The sequence below is a fragment of the uncultured Desulfosarcina sp. genome (assembly GCF_963664155.2).
Lineage (GTDB): Bacteria > Desulfobacterota > Desulfobacteria > Desulfobacterales > Desulfosarcinaceae > Desulfosarcina.
In genome coordinates this window covers 1190421-1212854 of sequence record NZ_CAXXXH010000002.1, presented here as the reverse complement: position 1 = coordinate 1212854, position 22434 = coordinate 1190421, and the positions used below count along the sequence as shown (strand labels likewise).

Annotated in this window: 23 protein-coding genes, 1 tRNA gene and 1 pseudogene; 10 read left to right on the top strand and 15 right to left on the bottom strand. The window is 46.7% G+C overall.

The genetic code is table 11. The features are described from left to right. Nucleotides 1–19 precede the first annotated feature (19 nt). The 7 genes from ACHZBS_RS29555 to ACHZBS_RS29525 form a co-directional block, all read right to left on the bottom strand. Nucleotides 20–172: a hypothetical protein gene (locus ACHZBS_RS29555; protein WP_319410129.1), complete on the bottom strand. Its 153-nt coding sequence runs from the start codon at nucleotides 170–172 to the stop codon at nucleotides 20–22. A 387-nt stretch (nucleotides 173–559) separates the two neighbouring features. Beyond that, entirely contained in the window at nucleotides 560–949 is a 390-nt protein-coding gene (locus ACHZBS_RS29550; RefSeq protein WP_319410128.1) for a hypothetical protein, read from the bottom strand. Next, on the bottom strand, nucleotides 942–1172 hold the full coding sequence (locus ACHZBS_RS29545; RefSeq protein ID WP_319410127.1) for a hypothetical protein: 231 nt from the start codon (nucleotides 1170–1172) through the stop codon (nucleotides 942–944). The genes ACHZBS_RS29550 and ACHZBS_RS29545 overlap by 8 nt, the downstream gene beginning before the upstream one ends. 38 nt (nucleotides 1173–1210) lie before the next feature. Then, on the bottom strand, nucleotides 1211–1357 hold the full coding sequence (locus ACHZBS_RS29540; RefSeq protein WP_319410126.1) for a hypothetical protein: 147 nt from the start codon (nucleotides 1355–1357) through the stop codon (nucleotides 1211–1213). A gap of 125 nt (nucleotides 1358–1482) precedes the next feature. Continuing rightward, complete coding sequence (locus ACHZBS_RS29535) at nucleotides 1483–1704, bottom strand: hypothetical protein (RefSeq protein ID WP_319410125.1); 222 nt, start codon at nucleotides 1702–1704, stop codon at nucleotides 1483–1485. Beyond that, complete coding sequence (locus ACHZBS_RS29530; protein WP_319410124.1) at nucleotides 1704–1922, bottom strand: hypothetical protein; 219 nt, start codon at nucleotides 1920–1922, stop codon at nucleotides 1704–1706. The genes ACHZBS_RS29535 and ACHZBS_RS29530 overlap by 1 nt, the downstream gene beginning before the upstream one ends. A 209-nt stretch (nucleotides 1923–2131) precedes the next feature. After that, nucleotides 2132–2229: transfer RNA gene (locus ACHZBS_RS29525), tRNA-Sec, on the bottom strand. A 63-nt stretch (nucleotides 2230–2292) separates the two neighbouring features. Here ACHZBS_RS29525 and larC point away from each other — a divergent pair. The 10 genes from larC to ACHZBS_RS29475 all read left to right on the top strand — a co-directional run bounded on the left by larC (nucleotide 2293) and on the right by ACHZBS_RS29475 (nucleotide 14202). After that, the gene (gene larC / locus ACHZBS_RS29520; RefSeq protein ID WP_319410123.1) at nucleotides 2293–3492 is read left to right on the top strand and encodes a nickel pincer cofactor biosynthesis protein LarC; all 1200 of its coding nucleotides are present in this window, start codon (nucleotides 2293–2295) and stop codon (nucleotides 3490–3492) included. A 142-nt stretch (nucleotides 3493–3634) separates the two neighbouring features. Continuing rightward, nucleotides 3635–4114: a phosphatidylglycerophosphatase A gene (locus ACHZBS_RS29515; protein WP_319410122.1), complete on the top strand. Its 480-nt coding sequence runs from the start codon at nucleotides 3635–3637 to the stop codon at nucleotides 4112–4114. 23 nt (nucleotides 4115–4137) lie between these two features. Next, a complete protein-coding gene (gene lepB / locus ACHZBS_RS29510; protein WP_319410121.1) occupies nucleotides 4138–4776 on the top strand; it encodes a signal peptidase I in 639 nt (212 codons plus the stop codon). Nucleotides 4777–4938: 162 nt separating this feature from the next. Continuing rightward, nucleotides 4939–6330: a sigma-54 dependent transcriptional regulator gene (locus tag ACHZBS_RS29505; protein ID WP_319410120.1), complete on the top strand. Its 1392-nt coding sequence runs from the start codon at nucleotides 4939–4941 to the stop codon at nucleotides 6328–6330. 718 nt (nucleotides 6331–7048) lie between these two features. Next, nucleotides 7049–7495 carry a prepilin-type N-terminal cleavage/methylation domain-containing protein gene (locus ACHZBS_RS29500; protein ID WP_319410119.1) on the top strand — a complete coding sequence of 149 codons (447 nt, stop codon included), beginning with the start codon at nucleotides 7049–7051 and terminating at the stop codon, nucleotides 7493–7495. A 305-nt stretch (nucleotides 7496–7800) separates the two neighbouring features. Then, on the top strand, nucleotides 7801–9900 hold the full coding sequence (locus ACHZBS_RS29495; RefSeq protein ID WP_319410118.1) for a tetratricopeptide repeat protein: 2100 nt from the start codon (nucleotides 7801–7803) through the stop codon (nucleotides 9898–9900). Continuing rightward, nucleotides 9890–10126 carry a hypothetical protein gene (locus tag ACHZBS_RS29490; RefSeq protein ID WP_319410117.1) on the top strand — a complete coding sequence of 79 codons (237 nt, stop codon included), beginning with the start codon at nucleotides 9890–9892 and terminating at the stop codon, nucleotides 10124–10126. Before ACHZBS_RS29495 ends, ACHZBS_RS29490 begins: the two co-directional genes overlap by 11 nt. 25 nt (nucleotides 10127–10151) lie before the next feature. Continuing rightward, nucleotides 10152–11321 (top strand): vitamin K epoxide reductase family protein, encoded by a 1170-nt coding sequence (locus ACHZBS_RS29485; protein WP_319410116.1) that lies wholly within the window; start codon nucleotides 10152–10154, stop codon nucleotides 11319–11321. A 28-nt stretch (nucleotides 11322–11349) separates the two neighbouring features. Next, a complete protein-coding gene (locus tag ACHZBS_RS29480) occupies nucleotides 11350–13059 on the top strand; it encodes a phospholipid carrier-dependent glycosyltransferase (protein ID WP_319410115.1) in 1710 nt (569 codons plus the stop codon). A gap of 231 nt (nucleotides 13060–13290) precedes the next feature. Beyond that, entirely contained in the window at nucleotides 13291–14202 is a 912-nt protein-coding gene (locus ACHZBS_RS29475) for a glycosyltransferase family 2 protein (protein WP_319410114.1), read from the top strand. An 8-nt stretch (nucleotides 14203–14210) separates the two neighbouring features. Here ACHZBS_RS29475 and ACHZBS_RS29470 read toward each other — a convergent pair whose 3' ends face one another. From ACHZBS_RS29470 to ACHZBS_RS29435, 8 genes and pseudogenes are all read right to left on the bottom strand, one after another. Further along, the gene (locus ACHZBS_RS29470) at nucleotides 14211–15359 is read right to left on the bottom strand and encodes a glycosyltransferase (RefSeq protein ID WP_319410113.1); all 1149 of its coding nucleotides are present in this window, start codon (nucleotides 15357–15359) and stop codon (nucleotides 14211–14213) included. Between the two features lie 32 nt (nucleotides 15360–15391). Next, a complete protein-coding gene (locus tag ACHZBS_RS29465; RefSeq protein WP_319410112.1) occupies nucleotides 15392–16561 on the bottom strand; it encodes a glycosyltransferase family 4 protein in 1170 nt (389 codons plus the stop codon). 4 nt (nucleotides 16562–16565) lie between these two features. Then, a complete protein-coding gene (locus ACHZBS_RS29460) occupies nucleotides 16566–17747 on the bottom strand; it encodes a hypothetical protein (RefSeq protein WP_319410111.1) in 1182 nt (393 codons plus the stop codon). Beyond that, a complete protein-coding gene (locus ACHZBS_RS29455) occupies nucleotides 17748–18665 on the bottom strand; it encodes an NAD-dependent epimerase/dehydratase family protein (RefSeq protein ID WP_319410110.1) in 918 nt (305 codons plus the stop codon). Beyond that, complete coding sequence (locus ACHZBS_RS29450; RefSeq protein ID WP_319410109.1) at nucleotides 18662–19687, bottom strand: class I SAM-dependent methyltransferase; 1026 nt, start codon at nucleotides 19685–19687, stop codon at nucleotides 18662–18664. The genes ACHZBS_RS29455 and ACHZBS_RS29450 overlap by 4 nt, the downstream gene beginning before the upstream one ends. Before the next feature lie 54 nt (nucleotides 19688–19741). Further along, a pseudogene (locus tag ACHZBS_RS29445) lies at nucleotides 19742–19870 on the bottom strand (hypothetical protein); the annotation flags it as partial. 14 nt (nucleotides 19871–19884) lie between these two features. After that, the gene (locus ACHZBS_RS29440) at nucleotides 19885–21171 is read right to left on the bottom strand and encodes a glycosyltransferase (protein WP_319410107.1); all 1287 of its coding nucleotides are present in this window, start codon (nucleotides 21169–21171) and stop codon (nucleotides 19885–19887) included. Between the two features lie 67 nt (nucleotides 21172–21238). Continuing rightward, nucleotides 21239–22432, bottom strand: a complete 1194-nt coding sequence (locus ACHZBS_RS29435) for a glycosyltransferase family 4 protein (RefSeq protein WP_319410106.1) — start codon at nucleotides 22430–22432, stop codon at nucleotides 21239–21241. Nucleotides 22433–22434 lie beyond the last annotated feature (2 nt).

Below are 22434 nucleotides of genomic sequence, written 5' to 3'. Positions count from 1 at the left end.
CCGGCGCCGCGCTCGCGAACTACTTCCAGCCGTGCTCGGCCAGCTGCACCATGAACCACCAGAAGGGCAGGCCGATTACGATCGCCAGAGCGATGAACCTGGCGATGAACTTGCCGATAATCTCCAGCCAGCACCGCAAGGGGATATCCGACCAGCGTATGGGCGCCATCATCGGGAATACTCCTCCAGCAGCTGGATCAGCTGCCCTAAAAGGTTTTTATCCAGATCGATCGCCGCGGACTTCCCGCCTCCGAAAACAATCAGCGTCACGCTTTCATCCTCGTTTCGGGAAAGTGCGTACAACAGGCGGTGCCCGTCGACGGTTACCGGCGATTTCGGCTGCCCGGTCTCGCGGAAATCGCAACGGATGAGATTTCCAAGCTCGGCCGCGGCCCGGCGGGCATAGTCGAAATCAGGAAGGGTTTTGACCGGTGTCCGTTTATCGGCGAACCACAGCAGGGTGTTGCCGAAGGGCGCCGCCTCGATATACTGGATCAGCGATACGATCCCCAGGTACAGCCCCGCTCCAGCAGCGCTTTGCGGATCCGTTTGGGCGGGTTCATGTCCGGCTCCTCTTCCTTTTGGTCTTTTTGCGCTTTCCCGGCGTATTCCCTGGTTTGTCGATCCTGCCCCGGGCGAGTATCCGTTCCAGGGTCATGCCGGAGGCCGCGAAGCGGTTGAGCATTCGGCGGGTCAGGTTTGCGTCCCGGCCGAGCAGCCAGCACACGGTTCCGAAGGCGGTCACCCACCCCCCGGCGTCCGGGTGGTCGTCGTTGACCCACAGCAGCGTCCGGGTCTGCAGCCGTGGCCGGCCGATGTCCAGGATCGCCTGCCTGAGCATGCCCGCCGCCAGTTTCTTCAGGTCGATAATCGGATCCTGTGTCTCCTGCAGCGGCGTCAGGTATCCGATAATGCTGCCGCCGCCGGCCGAGCCGCTGGAGTCAGCCATGGAGACGGGCATGCGGAATTTGGATCGACTTCAGATGTTCGGCGCTGCTCAGCAGGTCGGCCAGGGCCAGGCCTCTGCGGCAATGCTCCGGATACGTGGTCATGATCATCCTGGCCGCGGCCCGGATCAGCATGACCGCCTCCGGTTCGTTCATGGAAGGCGTTCCCATGATCCTGTCGAACTGCGCGTCCACCTGTTTGCAGGTTTGTACGAAATCGCCCATGGTCGGTTCCCGTTGGTACAGGGTTGAAGCGGCCGCCGTTATCCCCGCCTCGGCAATGAAGCCAGAAACTCCTGCTGCCGGCGGTTGATTTCCTCCAATATGACTTCGATCTCTTCCCGGACGATGCGCCGGATCCTTGCCTCAGGATCCCGGCGCTCACTGTCATCGTTGTGCTTTTCTTGCATGTCTGCGTTCCTCCCGGACCGGTGTGGCCGGCCGTTTTCAACCGGCGAAGATGAATATCAGCAGCTGTGCACTGGCCTGGCAGACGATCCCGAACAGCACGCCGGACAGGTATGGGTGCCGTTCGTCAAAGGGGAGTTCGATGTTGCCGATCTTCATTGGTTTTGCCTCCCGGTGTCAGAATGAAAAAAGCCACCGTCGACTTGTAGCGCCGGTGCGCCGGGTCCATGATGTTGAACAGGTAAAAAATCCTTCCCACGGTGCGCCGCTCATCCTGCATGCCGACGTATTCAAGAAACTGAGGCGCGACATTGTTGGCCATGGCCGTGCGGTTCAGGATCGTCTGCATCACCCTTCCTCCAGCCATTTGTTGACGTTCTGGTCCAGCTCGTAGAGCCTGGCATTCCTGGCCAATTCCACGCCCGCTGTCAGGCGCGCAGAATGGCTGAAGGTCCCGTAAGGACTCACAGCAACGATCAGCTGTCCGACCAGTTCTTTGGGATCATTGATTTGTTTTTTATGGGTGAGGGATATTGTGGAAACAGATAGACCGGTCCCAACAGCCACTTCAGGTGGCCGCTGGTAAAAAGGAATGCTGTCTATTTTGGGTAGTCCAGAGAGAAAGATCCAACAGGGAAATATGAGGAAAAGAAGGCCAGTGAAATAAGTTAGTATGCTATTGTATTGATGGAATATTTGTTGTAGTTCTGTTGTGCATTTGGAGTGCTGGCAGGGGAGGAGGAAGGATCGTAAATTATTGAATATAAAGAAAAAAATGGCGGAAGTGCATGGGAATCGAACCCACCCGGGACGGTATTAGCGCCCCACACCGGATTTGAAGTCCGGGAGCCTCACCAGTAAGCTGCGCACTTCCGCGTGATTGACCTTTTTATGAAGAAACTTACTTGTTTTGTCAATGTTTTTATACGGATATTGAATGATGCACGCACATTTTGACTGCTTTTCCGGAATCAGTGGTGACATGGTCCTCGGTGCTTTCGTGGATATGGGAGTCTCCCCCCAATGGTTGGCGGAAATGATCCGCGGTCTTTCGATCGGTGAGGTTGAAATTGTTGCCCAGGATGTGAAAAAAAGCGGAATTGGTGCTAAGAAAATCACTATTCTGGAAAAGGAAGCATCCCATGCCAGGAATTATCGGGACATCATAAAAATAATTGAAAACGGATCACTTGGCGACAAGGTTGAACATATCGCCGCTGATATCTTCAGCCGCATTGCTGACGCGGAGGCGCGGATTCATCGATGCGAGAAGGACAGTGTACATTTCCATGAAGTGGGGGCGGTGGACAGCATCGTGGATATTGTGGGAGCTGCCTTGTGCCTCGTTGATTTAAAAATTGAATCGGTTACCTCGTCGCCCCTGCCTTTAGGCAGCGGGTTCGTGGATTGTTCACACGGCAGACTGCCGGTTCCAGCGCCAGCCACTATTGAGATCTTAAAAGGAATTCCCGTTTATGGCGGAGCATCCGGCGGGGAACTGGTTACGCCGACCGGGGCGGGAATCATTGCATCACTGTCACAAGGATTCGGACCGATTCCAGATATGGAGATAGAGCGCGTGGGTTATGGCAGCGGTTCCCGGGATCATAAGGATTTACCCAATCTTCTGCGGGTTCTTGTCGGGGAAAAAATCGAAAAGAAGACTGAACCGGGTCATGACGATGTGTGTGTGGTGGAAACCAACATCGATGATATGAATCCGGAAATTTTCGGATATCTGATGGAAAAGTTGTTTGAAGAGGATGCCCTGGATGTTTGCTTTTCTCCGGTAATGATGAAAAAAAATCGGCCGGGAACAAAAGTGGAGGTGTTGTGCCCGCCCGAAAAACAGGCCGATATTGCGCGGTGCCTATTTGCGGAAACCTCAACCATTGGTGTCCGCCACCATTTGGTTCACAGGCACACGTTAAAACGATCCATATCCGAGGTGAGCACTTGTTTTGGTGAAATTCAGGTCAAGTGCACAACGGATCCGGATGGCAGGAAACGATATTCCCCGGAATATGAGGCGTGCAAGAAAATAGCGCTTTTCAATAAGGTGCCTCTGAAAAGAGTTTATGAAGCGGTGGCCAATGCCGGTCAGGATGGGGGATGCGCCGGGAAATCAGACGAATGAGCCAATTTCAAAACGTTCCATTTCGGCCAATATCGGCGTTGGGCTCACATTTCAATCCTCAACGCAGCGCGGCTACGCCTGCGGTTGAAGTGATCTCCCGCCTTGATCTTGACCGGACTCAGACGTTCTGAAACAGGCTCGAATGATTAAACGCCCTGTGAAAACGATAAAGCAAAAAACGATAATATTCATTGCAACGGGAGGCCTGATCGGTTTTTCGCCGGTGGCGCCGGGGACTTTCGGGTCGCTTGCGGCCTTGCCATTGTGCCTGTTGATCTCTACATTGCACGCTGGCTCCGCGTTGATTTTTGTGGCTGCACTGATCCTTTTTTCCACCTGGATTGCCCATTCTGCCGAGAAAATCGATGCTCAAAAAGACCCGAAACAGGTGGTTGTGGATGAGATCTGCGGCATGGCAATTGCCTTGTTTGCATTACCGTTCGCCCCTGTTTTCATCATCGGGGCATTTGCATTGTTTAGGTTGTTTGATATATTAAAACCTTTTCCGATCCGATGGGTTGATAAAAAGGTGCCGGGTGGATGGGGGATCATTTTGGATGACCTCATAGCGGGGCTATTTGCCAATGTATTGATGAGGGCAGGACTTTTTCTTTTCAACTAAAACAAGAAAGGTTTTCTACAATTTTGAAAAAGCGTGAAGAAACCGACGTCGCGCCGAAAAAAAAAGGTGCATTGCGTGAAAATATCGAAGCTATCGTTGTCGCTGTCATCCTGGCGCTGTTTATCCGCACTTTTGTGGTCCAGGCCTTTAAGATTCCATCCGGATCGATGAAGGATACGCTGCTGATTGGCGATCATATTTTGGTCAATAAATTTATCTACGGAGTCAAAGTGCCGTTCATAAATAAAACGATCATTCCCACCCATGACCCGCAGCGCGATGATATTGTCGTCTTCGAATTCCCCGAAGACCCCAGCAAAGATTTCATCAAACGGGTCATCGGTATTCCTGGGGATGTCATCGAAATCCGCAATAAAAAACTTTTCGTTAACGGTGTCCCCGTCAAAAATAGCCATGGGATCTACAGTGATCCGAAAATATATGCCGCCGGAACGCAACCCAGGGACAACCTGGGGCCCATTACCGTACCGGAACACAAGCTTTTTGTTATGGGTGACAACCGTGATTTTTCCTACGACAGCCGTTTCTGGGGATTTGTCGACTTTATAGCGGTAAAAGGGAAGGCGTTTATTATTTACTGGTCGTGGGACAAGGAAGATTTTGGTGTGCGGTGGGGCCGGTTAGGCCATCTGCTTGAATAGGCAATACCCGGTTTGTTAAATTTTTTGGAGTTGCCGTGTTTTTTGGGTTTGGAGCTCCTCGCTGCTTGGCGCTGATGGGATAGGGGTGGCATTCATCCAGCCCTCAAGGTCGCTTCAACCTTCAGTCGATTCACCTTTTATATAAATGCCTGGGGGTATTTGATGGTAGAAAACCCATACCGCATCCTCGTTGTTGATGATGAGCTAAGCATGCGTGAGCTCCTTGAATATATGTTGGAAAAGAGAGGATACGGGGTTATATGTGCGGCCAATGGGAAAGAAGCGTTGTCCCGGATTGAAAAGGATCATTACGACCTTCTGTTGTGTGATATCCGTTTAGGCGACATGACGGGTCTGGAGGTATTGAAGGCATCCAAAAAGAAAAATCCCCATGTCACGGTGATTATGATTTCCGCTTTTGCATCCACGGAAACCGCTGTGGAGGCAATGAACCAGGGCGCTTTTGATTATGTCCCCAAGCCGTTTGAAAACAAAGAATTGCTTCAGACCATTGCCAATGCATTGGAACGAAAGACCCTGGAGAAAGATAAACGCGCCATTGACGACGAATTAAAACAGAGTGTCCATTTCGGTAAGATCGTCGGCAACAGCCCTCGGATGCAGCATATTTACGAAATGATACGGCAAGTTGCCAGGACGCGGACCAGCGTTTTAATCACCGGAGAGAGCGGCACCGGAAAAGAACTGATCGCCAAGGCCATTCACGAACAGAGCGACCGGGCCGATGAACCCTTTGTGACCATCAACTGCGGTGGCATCCCTGAAGCCCTGCTCGAAAGTGAATTTTTCGGCCATCGCAAAGGTTCCTTTACCGGAGCCAGTTCAGACAAGCAGGGGTTGATGGAGATCGCCCATAAAGGAACCCTCTTTCTGGACGAGCTTGCCGAATTAAGCCTTCCCATGCAGGTGAAACTGCTCAGAGCCGTTCAGGAGCGCATTTTCAGGCCGGTCGGCGGCACCAAGGATATTTCAGTGGACATCCGGATCATCTCCGCCACCAATAAAAAATTGGAGGACGAGGTGATTGCCGGCAATTTCCGCGAAGACTTGTTCTATCGAATGAATGTGATTGAAATCAAACTCCCGCCGTTAAGGGAACGAAAAGGCGACTTGCTGCCCCTGGCCCAGCATTTTCTGGAAAAGTATTCCAAGGAACTGGGCAAACAGGTCACTAAATTTTCATCCTATGCCATCGATCTGCTGAAGAAATATGATTTTCCCGGCAACATCCGTGAATTGGAAAACCTGATCGAGAGAAGCGTGGCCCTGTCCAATACCAATATCCTGCTGCCGGACAGTCTGGCCATGTCGATCCATAAAAAAAGATGGATCGAGGGGATTCGGAACCGGCGTTTCGACGTCGATGAGGTGGCCCACGGCGTGTCGCTGGACGCCATCCTCGAAGAAATTGAAAAAGCCTATATTGAAAAGGCCATGGAGTGTGCCGACGGAAACAAAAACAAGGCGGCCGACCTGCTCGGTCTGAGCCTCCGCTCTTTCCGATACCGGGTTGACAAACTCAATCCAAACTAGTGTTTCCATTCAACGGGTATGGGGCTCCCCATCAATGGGTATGTTCACTTCGCGCTGCGCATGAGACACGACGGCCGTGGAGAAAATAACAGATTGGATCGATCCGCCACGGACCTATACAGACAGACACGGACAAGTTTTTTGCAGCCTCCGGCTGGAAAGAATTTCGAATCGGCCACGGATATCCGCGGTTAGACACCGATAAGGGTGGTTTGAATTAGCCACGAACACCCAGACAAAGACGACCGGGAGTTTTGGTTCAACCTGGCCAACCTGATTCCAATTCATCGCCCTAAACCTAAACTCGGCAGTTTCCTTTCGATAACGTTTATTCGCTTCCGCCACCTTCCTTCTGTTCCGCAATGTGGAAATTGTAAAAAAAACTAAACGTTTCCGCCCATGGTACGATAATAGTGATAAGTTACTCCTGAGTGGATGGTGGAATGGCTGACACGCACGGTGACAATTTTTGGCAGAGTTTAACAAATTTTGATCCCAAATGAGCGTTTTTCAAATTTTTATCGGATGCATTAAAAGCAGATATGGGAAAAAACATTAAAATAACAAATAGATATTTTTAAAAATGTTATGATTTAGAAAATGGCATGTTCTCTGCTTAGTCTTATTGCAACTTAGATTCAAAAGGAGGCCAATCACGTTTCACAATTTTTATCAGACTTTTTTAACCAACATTATTTAACTTTCAGGAGGGTTCACCATGCTTAGCAAAATGAGAAAGACCAACAACAAAGGTTTCACGCTGATCGAATTGATGATCGTCATCGCCATCATCGGTATCCTGGCGGCGATCGCCATTCCCAACTTCATCGCCTATCGTAACAAGGCCTTCTGTTCCCAGGCGGAGTCCGACGCCAACAACATTGCCGCAGCCATTTCCGACTATTTTTCGATTCCTAGCCACACCGATATCGCAAACGCCGATTTGCATTCGGGTGGCTGGAGAGAAGTGACCGTTTCCGGCTCGAACAGCTTCACGCTGACGGCTAGCGATCCGAATGTGGCGATCACCATCACCGTTACCGATGGTTCTGAGCGCTGCCCGACCGACTACATGGGATCTATGACCGCGACTACTAATCCCACCGGTTTCTGGACCGAAGTCTCTGGTGCTAGCGGTTACTTCACAAAGACGGTTTCCGAGTAATAATCGATCGACGTTTTGAAATGTTTTGAAAGAACCATCCGGGGGAAATTTACTTGTTGTAAATTTCCCCCTTTTTCTTTATAAAAATACCATTTGCATCATAATTTATCTTGATAGAATGGTCACTATTTCCATTTAGAGAGGTTCTGTAAAGAAACCGAGATCAAGGCTTGCGAATCACAAGGATTGAGTCGCATTTACGATACTTCGCATTGTCGGGGGATGAATCGTATTGAAATTTTTGGACACTTACGGAACCGTCAAACTTAGCATGCCTTTTCTTACGACTCTATAACAACCCACTGATGTCAAACCGACCGCTTTTCCCATTCATCATCATCCCGTTTCTTGTTCTTGCCGCCTACTGCAACACCTTCAATGCGCCATGGTTTTTCGATGATATGCCCAATATCGTCGAAAACACACCTTTGCACATCGACAACCTCATGCCAGGCACGCTGTGGCAGACCTTGTTCGCAAGACCATTCTACACAGGCAGCCTTTATCGACCGGTCTCCTGCCTGTCTTTTGCACTGAATTGGTTCATCGGCCAAGACAACACCGTTGGCTATCATATTGTCAATGCCGCCGTCCATGCTCTGACCGCCATCATTTTATATCTCACGGTCATACTTCTTTATAAAACACCGTCGCTTAAACATGCAGAATCAGATGAGGGGGTATATTCTATTGCGTTGCTCACGGCTGTTTTGTGGGCCGTCAACCCTATTCAAACCCAAGCGGTTACCTATATTGTCCAGCGCATGGCATCGCTATCCGGGATGTTTTATATACTATCTATATACAATTATCTGGCAGGGCGCCTGAAAATGAAATCCCGGATTCAATACCGGTGTTTTGTGCTGTGTATTATCTGCTTTTTTTTGGCATTGGGAAGCAAAGAAAATGCCGTTATGCTACCAATCAGTCTGTTGCTGATTGAGTACATCTTTTTCATGCTGCAGAGCAACGGCGCTGAAAAAACCTATTTCCGAGTGTTGTCGGTGATTTCCCTGTTGATCCTCTTGGTAGGGGCGATCTACCTGTTTCAAAAGGGGCTGTTTAACAATTTTTTTAGCCAGGTGGGTTCCCGACCGTTTTCGCCATATGAGAGATTGTTGACCGAAAGCAGGGTGTTGTTTTTTTATTTTGGCCTGATTTTTTACCCGATTCCTGCAAGGCTTTCCATCGATCATGATTTCCAACTTTCAACGTCGCTGTTTTCACCATGGACCACTGCGCTTTCAACTATCGCCATAGTGCTGCTGGTTTTTTGGGCGATTCGCTTGATCAAAAAACAGCCTTTTTTCAGTTTTGCCGTGCTGTTTTTCTTTCTCAATCACCTTGTCGAGTCAACCATGTTCCCATTGGAGCTGGTTTTCGAACACCGCAATTATATCCCTTCTCTTTTCCTGTTTCTGCCCCTTGCCGCTTGGCTATATGCGTTATTGAAACATTTTGCCTTTAAAAATCGGATTGTCTACATCACGATAATTTTGTTTGTCAGTTTGTTGATTTCAGGTCTTGGCACAGGTGCCTATATCCGAAACATGACCTATGCGTCACCCGAAGAACTCTGGCGAGACGCTCTGGAAAAAGCGCCGCTAAGTGCGCGGGCATTGTCAAACCTTGGAATCAACGCTGGTTGGAAAAAAATCGGAATCAACGCCGGTTGGGAAAAAGAACCATCGGTAGACAAACTGAAGGAGGCTTTATTTTTAAACCATAAGGCCTTATCCAGTTACCAGCAACGCGTTACATTTAAGCCGACAATACTCTTGAACATGGGCAACCTGTTGTTCAATTTCGGACTGTATGACCAGGCGATAGACCAGTATAAGCGGTCTTTGGAACTCAAGCCTCAATTTTCTGACGCTCATTTCCATCTGGCCCAGGCATATATAAAAAAGGGCGATTTCTCTCGTGCATTGACGCAAATTAACGGGGTGATAGAATACGCCCCTCCCCGGAGCTTGTTTTTCAATGTCCAGGGATTAGCACTTTTGTGGATGCAGCAGCCGGAAGAAGCGCTGCTGTCTTTCAGGAAAGCCATGTATCTCGTTAAAGACAAGTCCACGGCCTACTATCATTTAGGTTGTGCTTTGTCTCTCTCTGGATACTTTGACCAAGCCAAATGGTTTCTTGCAAAAGCCCGCAACAGAGAGAGAAATAATATCCGCATCTCCTTTTCAATCCTTGAAAACAGCGTTCGCGCCAATGATTCTGCTGGTATCGAAGAAAATGCCAAATATGTTTTTTCAAATTTTGATTTGATATCAATCGCACGCGCCATTGAAATATTGCCAAAAGAGTTTAGTTCGGCACCGGTTGACATCAATTTGATTCAACCAGTTATTGATTCTATGGCCGTCAGAATGGCCAAGACTTTATTCAATGAAGAATAAGTTGTACCAGCGGAGATCGATTGCGACCACCGGTTTCGCTGATCTGGATTATATCAAAGGGATTATTCACGCGCCGTACCATGAATTGGCTAAAATAGTTCGTGTGATCTCAGAAATGACCGATATGATGAATAGCGGTGGCGCCACAGATTCGCAGACATGCGACAGGCTCATGCTGCAGTATGAAAATGGACTTGGTCAAATAGCTGTTTTAGGAAACCGGTAAAAAACCGACCGGACATTGAACCTCTATGGAATCAGATAAAATACAACCCATCAAACCGCTGCCTTATTCATACTATTTCTACTCGGTTGTCATTATTGCCCTGTCTGGATTTTGCGATTCAGTATATCTGTCCATCTCCCATTACAGGGTCTATACTGATTTAGGATACCAGAGCTTTTGTGCGGTTTCCCAAGCGATAAATTGTGATACGGTTTCACAAAGCCCCTATTCCATATTCCTCGGTGTACCGGTTCCGGTCTGGGGAATGGTTGGGTACGCAAGTTTCCTGTTTCTCCTCTTTTATGCCCGTTCGGCACCAGAAAAATCCAGGCGCATTTGGAGCTTGCTGTTTCTGATCGCCTTTGCATTTTCCGTTTACAGCATGATTCTAGCAGCGGTCTCTACTTTCTTTATTCACAGTTACTGCATTATGTGCATTTTAAGTTACGCGGTTAACCTGTTGCTGATTTATTTCACATGGCTGATCAGAAAGCGATTTCGAGGTGAGCCTCTATTACAGGGCGTTGGTCTGGATGTCCGTTATTTGATCAGTCGCCGGAAATCTTTCTTACCGGTCATGTGCTCTCTTTGTGTTGGCGTTGCCGTGATGATGTTGTTTTTTCCGGCATACTGGCTTATGCGTCCGCCGGTGTTGTCAAAAGACATTCCAACCGGTGTGACCGAAGAGGGCTTTCCCTGGATTGGTGCTGAAGATCCCGAACTCGTCATCGTTGAGTTTACAGACTACCGTTGCTTCCAATGTAAAAAAATGCATTTTTTCCTTCGGCGAATCATTCAGGAGCAACCCGGCAAAATCAGGCTGGTCCACCGGCATTTCCCAATGGACCCCACCATAAATCCTATTGTTCACCAACCACTGCATTCCGGAGCAGCCAAATTGGCCATGCTGGCCATCATTGCGGAAGAAAACCAAAAATTTTGGGAAATGAATGACCTCCTTTTTGGTATCAAACGAAAAACGGAAGCGGTCAATATGGACTATTTCGCCCAGCAGACCGAAATTCCCCTTGAAACGGTCAAGGCCGCTTTCCGTAATCCGAAAATGTGGATGAAATTAAGAAAAGACATCGAAGACGGCATTAAAATCGGATTATCCGGCACACCGGGCTATCTGATCAACGGGCAGGTTTATCTCGGACTGATTCCAGCGGAATTATTGCGTAAATATTTCTGACACCCATTTATGGTGACATCGTTTTCGTATGATTTCCGACAAAAAAAATAACTGGCTAACCATTCTTTGCTGCCTGCTGATTGCCGGCACCGTCATCACCATTGCTATCATGGCAAGCGTACCACCAGTCAGTCGTGATGCATTGACCCATCACCTTGCCGTTCCGAAACTGTGGATTGAGGATGGCTTCTTCAAGGAACTGCCATCCATTCCGTTTTCCTATTACCCCATGAATCTGGATCTGCTTTATTCGATACCATTGATATTTGGGAATGAAATCGTTCCCAAATATATCCACTTTGCATTTGGCCTATTGACGGCTTATTTGATTTATTCACACTTAAGATCCCGGTTGGATCAATTTTACGCGCTGCTTGGTGCACTTTTTTTTCTTTCCATTCCTGTGATCATCAAACTATCGACCACCGCATATGTGGATTTGGGGCTGATTTTTTTTACCACCGCTACGCTATTCATGCTGATCGAATGGGCTGAAAGCGGGTTCAGTTCCAAACATCTTGTCCTCGCAGCCTTGTCTTGCGGTCTTGCTTTGGGAACCAAATACAATGGGTTGATCGTGCTTTTTCTCCTGACTTGCGCTGTTCCCTTCCTATACTTGAGAGGACGATCCGACAGAATTTTTAAAACCATCCCCTTGAACCAACTCAAGGCACTCGGTTGGGGAGTCTTTTTTTTTACTTTGTCTCTATTGGTTTTTTCACCATGGATGATTAGAAATATTAATTTGACGGGAAATCCCATCTACCCTTTGTACAATAATATCTTTTCCAATCCATCTGAGCATCCCTCCGTTGATGAAGATGACGATGCAATTAATGGGGGGGGAAAAACAGGCAAAAAGGACCCAGGATGGGGAAATTTCGCCGTGAGGAAGGTGATCTATGGGGAATTACCATGGGAAATCGCGCTCATTCCGATTCGCGTCTTCTTTGAGGGGGTTGACGATGATCCCAAACGTTTCGATGGTCGCTTGAACCCGTTTTTGATAATCTTGCCCGTGCTGCTTTTCTTGTTTGGGTCGGATCCAACCCACCACAGGAAAATCGAATACAGGTTCCTATCGCTATTTTCGATTGCTTACTTGACCTTCGCTTTTTTCAGAGTAGATATGCGCATACGCTGGATAAGCCCGATTGTTCCACCGTTGGTCGTGCTTTGCATGTATGCGTTGGCAGAGATCCAGGGTGGGGGAACCCATTCCGGAAAACGATGGAAGAGGAGTGCTTTAAATGGGTTGGCGCTTGTTTCGGTCGTGGCTATGTTCGTCTGGAATGCTCAATACCTTTATGCGCTCTACCATAAAATCGATCCGATCCCCTACATCACCGGTCGAATTGATCGCGACACCTACATAACCAAGTATAGGCCTGAATATGAACTGATCCGCCAGATCAACCAGTTGTTGCCCTCCGATGCAACCATCCTGTGTTTTTTTATCGGTAACCGCATCTATTATTTCGACCGAAAGATTCAGTTGGATAAGAGTATCTTGAAAACCGTCGTGAGTCATTCCGATTCCGTTGACCAGATCGGCCAGCGTCTCATCGGAAAGAGAATTACGCATATGCTTGTACGTTTCGATCTGACCGATTCATGGATCGAAAAAAACTTTGATGAACAGGAAAAAGCACGATTGCGGCTTTTTCTTCAAAGGTATACAAAAAGGATAGGCGAAAAAAGTGGATACGGGCTGTTTGAAGTCGTCCCCGCCAAATGAAACGATTTCGCCGGATAGGGGATAAACGATGTGAATAATTTCATCATTGCGCTCTAATCTGTAATTTCTTACATGTACCGTTTGCGTCTAAAAAATGGATGTGTTGATCAATGCCCCAGATACCGATGACCAACCACATGGCCGAACAGACCGGGGTAAAATTGTTTTCATCACTAATGTCTCCTATCTTTATGAAATAAAACATCTACAACGAATTTAAAACAGAGCGCTATGATGAAATTCGATACGCAATCGACTGTCAGTGTCATCATTCCGGCATTCAATGAAGCCGATAATCTTGGACCGGTGATTCGTTTCATAAGGGAACGGCACCCTTCCTCTGAGATTATCGTGGTCGACGATGGTTCCACCGACAATACGGCCGAAGTTGCCTATCAAGCTGGAGCCATTGTATATTCCCACGCTTACAACATCGGCAACGGGGCTGCTGTGAAGACAGGAATCCGCAAGGCGACCGGTGAGATCCTTGTGTTCATGGATGGGGATGGCCAACATCATCCCGAAGACATCGAAAAGATGCTTGCCCAGTTTCCCCAGTATGACATGGTGGTGGGGGCGCGAACCCGGGGCGGGCAGGCTTCCTTCGGTCGGGCAATCGGCAACCGGTTGTACAACCTCCTTGCGACCTATGTAACCAAATTCTCAGTAAAAGATTTGACTTCCGGGTTCAGGGCGATAAAAGCAGATATTGCCAAAAGCTACATCTATCTGTTGCCCAATACTTACTCGTATCCTACAACCATAACGTTAGGTGTATTGAGGGATGGAAGGAGTGTCAAATATTTACCAATAAAAACACAACGGCGGATATCCGGAAAAAGTAGAATACGTATTGTAAATGACGGCGTGCGATTTTTAATGATCATCATCAGAATTTGTACGTTATACTCGCCCCTGAGGGTTTTTTTGCCTGTCAGTTTTTTCATGTTTATGCTGGGCCTTGTCCGCTACCTCTATTCCTTCGCCACAGAGGGGCGTTTTACCAACATGAGCGCATTGTTATTCATTTCTTCTGTAATCATCTTTATGATGGGGATGGTGTCGGAACAGATCTGTCAGATGCGTTTTGAACGCCGGGTTGCCGATCGGCCAGTCACCAGGCATAAGGCAGGGGGGGCGTAAGCGCTGAATCAACCTTCTCGGATACAACGCAGATGGTTTATTAAGTCGGCACCCATACGTTTCAATGAAAACAGGCGCAGGCCCGTTCGCCTAGCTTCGGATGCTAACTGTTTCCTCAAATTTGGGGTTTGTTGCAGATTACGGATGGCTTCTGCAAGTGCCTGTGGACTGCCCGGAGGGATGAGGTAGGCATTTTTGCCGTGGGAAAAGACTTCCTGGATTGCAGGCGAATCGGATGTGATAAAAGGAACTCCGGTTGCACAGATATCAAAAATCTTAGAGGGGATCACCCTTTTCGTTTTTACGGTTGTTCCGAATATCCCCAGAGATAAATCGTGAGAATGGATAAACACCCCCAGTCGTTCAGTAGGCATCCAATCTATGAATTCAACGTTTTGAAGTTTCCATTGGCTGGCCAGACGCTCCATCTGATGCCGCAATTGGCCTGTTCCCACGAGAACAAACCGTATATGCTGCGCATCGGCCAGGATGCGGGCGGCCCCGAGAATGACATCAATGCCGTGAAGTGGAATATAAGTACCTACAAAGAGTACCTTGAACGTTTCCCGATCGGCGGCCTGGTATGGTTCGGGCTGCTGACCGACGGTTGCACCAACAAAGACTCGGGCCACTTTTCCGGGGTTGAGCCCAAATGTCTCAATCAGATAATGACCGTGTGTAGCCGTATCGATCAGGTTCAAGTCAGCCAGCCTGCAGCACGACCGTTCAAAACGATAGAGCAGCCGCCCGAACAGGCTGCCGGAAGCGATTAATTCCCTGTCCGCGACCACTGCTTCACACAGGGGGATAAAAACGTCGTAGACGAGCGTTGAATCCCGCCTGAAAATCCGGTGAAGAAGCCATGCCAGATGTACGTGAAAATATCCCGGATGCCCCACAATCGTGACATCCGCCTGAGGTAGCCTGATGAATTCCCATGCTAAGTAAACAAAACTGCTTAACAGCTTGAAAAAAAAGTGGACCGCCTGTAAAGGGTTTTTAACCACACTAATTCGTTTGAGGAATGAACCTGCGAGTTCGAAATGCGCTTCGATGACCTCCACACCGTTGATGCGCAGGGCACGCATCAAATTGTTATTCCTTGGATATTCGGCCGCTTTGGAGTAAATGCCAAAATAAACTACTTTCAAAATCAATCCTTCTCCCCACATTTTCAGGACAGAATACCCTACTGTGCGCTTCTGTCGGGCATGGTCTTTTCATAAAAAGATAGCGTTTTCCGGATCATGACCGTCTCGCTGAAATTTTGCAGAACCCAATCCCGGGATCGTTTTTGAAACGTATTTCTAAGCGATTCGTTTGACAGCAGCAAATCAATTTTTTCAGCCAGTATTTCGTGGTTCCGAGGCGGGATGACAATCCCGCAGTTTCCGACAACTTCGGGAATGGCGCCGGCATTGGTACTGATGATCGGGGTGCCGCATGCCATGGCCTCAACCAACGGGAATCCAAAGCCTTCAAGAAGCGAGGGTAAAACAAACACATCCGCAAGCGAATAGAGCGCAGGCATCTGTGCATCGTCCACATATCCGGCCTCGATAACCTGGTCCGCTTTGCCACCCAGGCGGCGCAAAAAGAACTGCCGATAGCCTTTTTCCCATTTCCCGGCCATTACGAGTTTGACGTTGTCGGTTCTCAATCGGTGCAGCGCGGCCGCCAAATCTTCGAGGCCTTTTCTGGGGGTTGAAAAACCGACATACAAGAGAACCTTTTCGTTTTTTAGACCCAATTTTTTGCGCTGGTGACCGGCATCTACGGGTTTGAAAAAATCCGTATCGATGCCGGAGTAGACTACGTCAATGCGGTTCGGGTCCACTCGATAATTCTCAATGAATTCGTTTCGGGTCGCATGGCTGATGGCGAGGCATGCTCTAGCTTTTCCAAGCGCCTTCGCTTCCAGCATTTTCGACACCTGGTAGTAAGGATACCGTTGAACCAAGTTCCAAAATGAAGAATGATAGGGAATGCCGCTTCTCCCTTTGAGGCGTTGATTAAAGGATTGGTGAAGCGTTGCCACAAATCCATCGGGTGCGGTGTATCCCAGGTGGCCGTCCAGAAAATGGATGATATCGAAATTATTACGACAAGGATGCCTTTTAATGAAACTGCCGGCGATATAACCGAAAGCAATCCATTGGGAAGGGTCGTGCCGTAGGACGGGCAACCGGATCACCCGAATATTGTCGATGTATTCAATTTCCGGCAATCCCCGGCGACGTGCGGTAACCACAGTTACATTGTTGTCGGTGGCCAGGCCGCGTGCAATCTTTTCCGCATAGACGGTCTGACCTGAGCCGCGCACCGGTATAAAATCATGGTTGATTAGACAGATATTCAACGGATCACCCAAAACTTTGGTCCAGCATGGTTTTCAGTTTGTCTGCGTAGACCCTTTTATTGTGAAATACGCGGTACACCGTTCTCATCTCCCGGAGTTTACTCTTGACAGGTTCGTTATGGGGAAGGTCAATCAGAAGATCGATAAGACCGGGCGCATGCCAGTCGACAGCGAGTTCGGTCAGATGGTGTTTGGCCAGTTCGGAGGCCATCCAGGTTCCTTTTGAAACCACGGGAATTCTTCCGGCAATGATGCATTCTACAAAAACACCTGACGTTCGCATGGAATGGATGGCAGGGTTGTACGGCAACAGGACGATATCGCATTTGCTGAACATGGAAAGGTATTGTTCCTGCGTCAGGACACTGCCTGTCTTTTTCAGGTTCACCCCGCCCGGGACTGGTTCCAAACCGCATTTTTCACTGACGACAAACAAAACTTTGTTGGCGTTTTCAGAGATTGTATGAGCTATTTTTTTTATGATCGCGACATTATAGGGGATGGCATGTTGCTGTCCGGCCATCCAACAAGTGATCGTATCCTGCCTAGTTGGATCGGATTGACTGGCAGGAATTTCGGTATGCGGTATGGGCATGACCGTCATGGGGTGCCTGAAATAGGCAGCGTACCATTTGGCAAACAACTCTGTATCGGACAGGAGTTTGAATCTGCCGGGGGGCAAAAGGTGTTTAATGATTTTTTGTAAGCCCGCTTCCAGAAGCCCCCTGAATTTATTTAACCTGGAAAACGTGTGCTCACCACGGCACAGGAACCATACGGCAAGATTGTTTTTTGCAATTGGGGTGAAGGCGATGGTGAACGCAACCAGAGAGAATGGGTTGATGGATTCGAGGAAGATGATGGTTCTTTTATGGTCAACGTCGGTGGTTAAAAAACCGTAGATGGGAAGAATGGAAGCAAATGTGAGCTTGAGGAAGCTGAAAATGGCTCTTCTGGAAGTTTTAGCAGGTGATACGGGAAGGCAGCAAAGCCAGCCGTCAGGAAGCATGGCTGAAGCTGCGAGGTGAGGAACAGCAATTTTATAGTCCCAGCCCATTGATTCGACGGCTTCCTGGACTGTCGCATTGTAGATATAATGGTGCCCTTCTCCGATTTTGGTTAAATTGGGGGCGAGGGTGACAAAAAGGGGGCTGGTGATTTCTTTATGCGGCTTGTTAGGTTGCATTTATAGGAGCGCGGCCTGGTTTTGCCTGAACCATCGAATCGTTCTTTCTATTCCGATGTCAAGATCGGTCATGTTCAGATTTGGAATATAATGAAGCAGTTTATCAATTGCAAGACATTTGGACATCGCACCGACATACCGGTCGGTGTCAAATACAATTTTGTTGAAATCGTATTCGACAAACTCACAAATTCGCCGTGCGAAGTGGCGGATCGAGTATTCCTTGCCGCTACCGATATTGACAATGTCATTCTCGCAGCGGTCATTCAATCGGAGCATGATATCGACGAAATCTTCAATATAGACGAGCTCGCGCCTTTGTTTGCCGTCGCCCCAGAGAATCACCGGTTCTCCATAAAGCTTCCCGCGGATGATCTTTCGAATCAGATCGAAAATAAAATGCATTTGGCGTCCATCCGTGTGATAACCGGGGCCGTAAAGTGTTGATGGTATGATGTAGAGGTATCTCAATTGGTATTGCCGATTCAAGGCAATGAGCCCGGCGTAGAGCATCCGCTTGGTCATGGCATAAGAAAAGAGACTTTCAATCGGTTGTCCGGATAGATAATTTTCCTCTTCAAGCGGTCTGTCGGCCGGATAGGAACAGCTTGTACCCATGGCAATCAATTTTGCCTGGGGTTGGCAGGCCTGCCACCATGTCAGCAAATGGGTATTGATTTTTTGGTTGATAATCCATTGCTCGCCGGGATGCCGCAGGCAAAAATCGCCAGCTTGGGTCCAGGCTGCGAGATGAAAAATAAGGTCGTATTTTTCGTGTTCCAGATTGAAAATGGCCCTTTCATCCGTCAGGTCACAAGTTGTTGATTTTAGACCTAAAATGTCATGGCCGCTGTCCTCGAATTTGCTGCAGAGAAAGGTTCCCAAGAAACCGGACGCCCCTGTAACCAATATTTTCATTCGTCCGTCTCCACAGGATCGACGGGAAAATAAAATTCGATCCCCTTATCAAGAAGGTGTTGGTTGTTTTTCAGAATTTCCTTTTTGAAATTCCATGCCAGCACGAAGTAAATGTCGGGCAATTGCTTCAATTCTTTTTCAATGGCGATGGGGATATGCCTCCCGGGTGAATAGAGCCCCCTCCTGAGTTCATTTTTTTCCACAAGACAATCAAAATATTGGGTCCCGGTTTCAAAATAATTGAGCATGGTGTTGCCTTTTACAGGGGCACCGAATCCGTATATGGTTTTTTTTTTCGCTTTTTGGGCATTTAAATAATCGAGTGTGATGCGTTTTTTCTCGGCAATTTTTTTGGAGAATACCTGATAGGTGGAAAATTCATTGGACTCGTCTTCGATTTCCCGCTGTCGCAATTTTATCAACCGTTCCGTTGGAGGACGGCGACCCGCGTGCGTCACGAATCCGATTACCGATCCGCCATGAATCGGTGATACGTATGCATCAAACATGGAAAGACCATGGCGGTTCAGCAGCACGTCGATGGTATTCAAATTGTAGTACAGCAAATGCTCATGGTAAATCTGATCAAAAGCCAGATTTTCGACGATACGTTTCATATACAGAAATTGAACGACAAAGACGCCGTTCAGGTCAAGGAGTTCTTTGATGCCCCTGGTAACGGAATGCAGTTCCTCGAGATGGAAAAAAACACCGGATGCATTGATTACCTTGAACGTCTGGTTTATCTCCTTTGCCAGGGGAAAATTGAAAAATGCGTTGATGGTTTCGACACCGGCATCATTGGCGATCCTGGCGATGGTCGTGGATGATTCTACACCCAATACCCGGTAACCCAATTTTTGAAAATGTTTTAACTGGGTACCGTCGTTAGAACCGATGTCCAGTGCGGATTTATCATTTTCGTTTTTGAAGAATACGGCATCGACTTCTTTGGCCACTTTATGAAAATGATCACTCAATGACTTGGTAATGCCGGAAAGGTAGGTATGGTCACTGAACATGATTTCCTTTTTTACGGTGTGATCGAGCTGAACGGTTTTACAATCGGCACAATGCAGTACGCGAAGTGGGTAAAAGGATTCTGTTCCTATGTCTTCCTTTTTCAGGAAATTATTTGCCCAGGGTTGCTCGTTGAGGTCAATCGCAAGCTTCAGATGACTGGAATTGCAAATCCGGCATTTCATGGTGAGCGCTCCATTTATAATATCGCGTGTAAATTCTTATGATACGTATCCAGGCCGTATTTTGTGGCAATTGTATTTAACGCATTGGTTGATAACTTGGATCTTAACGATCTGTTATTCAAAAGCCTTATCATCCCTTTGGCAAACGCTCGGGGATCATCTTCAATAATAACATCTTGTTCAGGTATTAATTCGAGACCGCGGGCACCAACGGTGGTGCTGATAACAGATCGTCCATGTCCCAGTGCTTCAAGCATTTTAATACTGATACCCGATCCGGATAAAAGTGGAATAAATACGCTATTAACGGATTTGTAAAAGTGTTCTATCTTATGAACGTATTCGACGTGCTGAAAATTTTTTTCGGAAGAGAAAATTTTCTTTGCGGCTGCGCATACCGAGCCTGCAATGAGACAGCTAAATGCCAGATTGGCCGATTTTAACCTGGGAAGTATTTCATTTTTAAAAAAGATCAGACCTTCAATGTTAAAAATCGATCGACTCCCGATAAATCCAAAGTCGAAATTGCAGGTATCCGTATTCATTGAGCGGGTAGGCAGAGCCGTTGAAAAAACAGGATTAAGATATCGGATTTTATGTGAGATTCTTTTGATTTGAGTCAGATGATCTTTCTCAGAGGTCGAAGTCACCAAGATTTTATCGAATAAAGACAGAATCGCCAGTTCCTCATTTTTCATGGTGTTGTAATCAAGAGGTTTTACCATAGTCAGCAATTTCTTGGATAAGGCTCCCGAATAGGGGCCCGTTATACAATCCGACAGTGAGCAACGTTTAACAATATTTTGGATATGATGATAATGATCTGAATGAATATCATGAATGTCGATTATTTTAGGTATTTTTTGCGTATCAATTCGATTGATTCCCATTAGCAGGGCACTCGTGATTTTATTTACGATGATCATGGAAATATCATTATCAAAAATATAATCATATATTTTAGAATGATTTTGTTTATGGATTGTCTTTTCAAAAACACTATGTGAGAAAATTTTATTTTTAAAGATGCGACTAATATATTTCCCTGCCACAGAAAAGAGAATCTGTGATTTACACGAGTGGTTTTTGATTATTAAGAAATTTTCCGAAAATTTTTTGAGTTGAAAGCGTGCAGGTTGCGACCAATTGTTATTTAAATGGTCAAAGGATAAAAAGAAAAGCTTATATCCGTATAAATTAAAATAGTTAAGCCATTCCAAGTATCTTTCAGATGATCCATCGCGAACTGGAAAACAGCAGCTATCAACGACAAATAAAATTTTTTCAGGTGTTTCTATCATTCGATAATGTTACCAGAAAATTCGAAATTTTGGCAATTTAAAAAATAATTAAAAGAAGCATACCTGACTATTTCCTGCCGTCTTTTAAAAGGCCAATCAATGTTTGTTCTATCTGGTTGGAAACATTTTCAATCAGATAGTGGTTTTTTACTTCTGCAATGGCATTGCTTCGAATCCTGTTGTATAGTGCATGATCAGTTAATAAATGTTGAATTTTACGTGCCAGATCTTTGGGGTCATTGGGCGCATAGAGCAGACCGGTAATTTGATCTTTAATAATTTCAGATGGGCCGCCAATATTGCTGGCGATTACGGGTATACCCCGTGACATTGCTTCTATAAGGATCAACCCGAATGGTTCTCGGTAAATTGAAGATACAATAAGAAGATCGTGTTGGGTATAAACATCTTTTAGCTTTTGATATGACAGCTTTTCCTGAAAACGAACTATTTTCATTAAGTTGAATTTGGTTATAAGTGCCTTTAGATAGGTGACATACTCTTGATCGCCACTGCCAGTAATTGTAAGAAAAATATCGCTTTCATAATTTTTATGGAGAAAATTAAAGGCTTTTATTATATTGTGAATTCCTTTTATTTTCGAAAGTCTGCCAACATACAACAATCGTCCTGAAGGCTTTTTTATCGTTATCTTTTTTAATAACCAATCATTCGAAATACCGTTAGGGACAACGGAAATCCTATTAATATCATACCCAGCTAAAATAGCATAATCTTTCATAACCTTGCTGACACAGAAAATATGATTAAACCGGATATAATCTTTGCTGAGAGAAAAGGTTGAAAAAAAACGGTTGTTGATGGTATGCCAGTTAAAAACTTCATCTTCTACCATTATTACAATTGGTATTTTCTTTTTAACCTTGGAGAAAACGGTATGATAAGATATTTCTCGCATATCCCATAAAAACAATATGTCCGGATCATATCTTCTGATTATCTTTCCAGCTATAATAACGTTGAAAATCGTTAAAATAAACCGACGAATAGAGCTTAAGATGCTGCAAATCCATGGGAATTTGATGTAAAAGGATTCATTGAGATGGTTGAAATTCAGGTAGTGGAGATTGCGAAGAATATCAGGATCGTTTTCATTGTCCTGGGTGACACCATACTTGGACGAGACAACCGTAACCTGATGGCCCCTTTTACGAAGGTTGTCGATAAAAGATTTTGCCGCAATTTCGTACCCACCCTTGTAAAAAGGAGGATAGAGAGATGAAAATGCTAATATTTTCATAG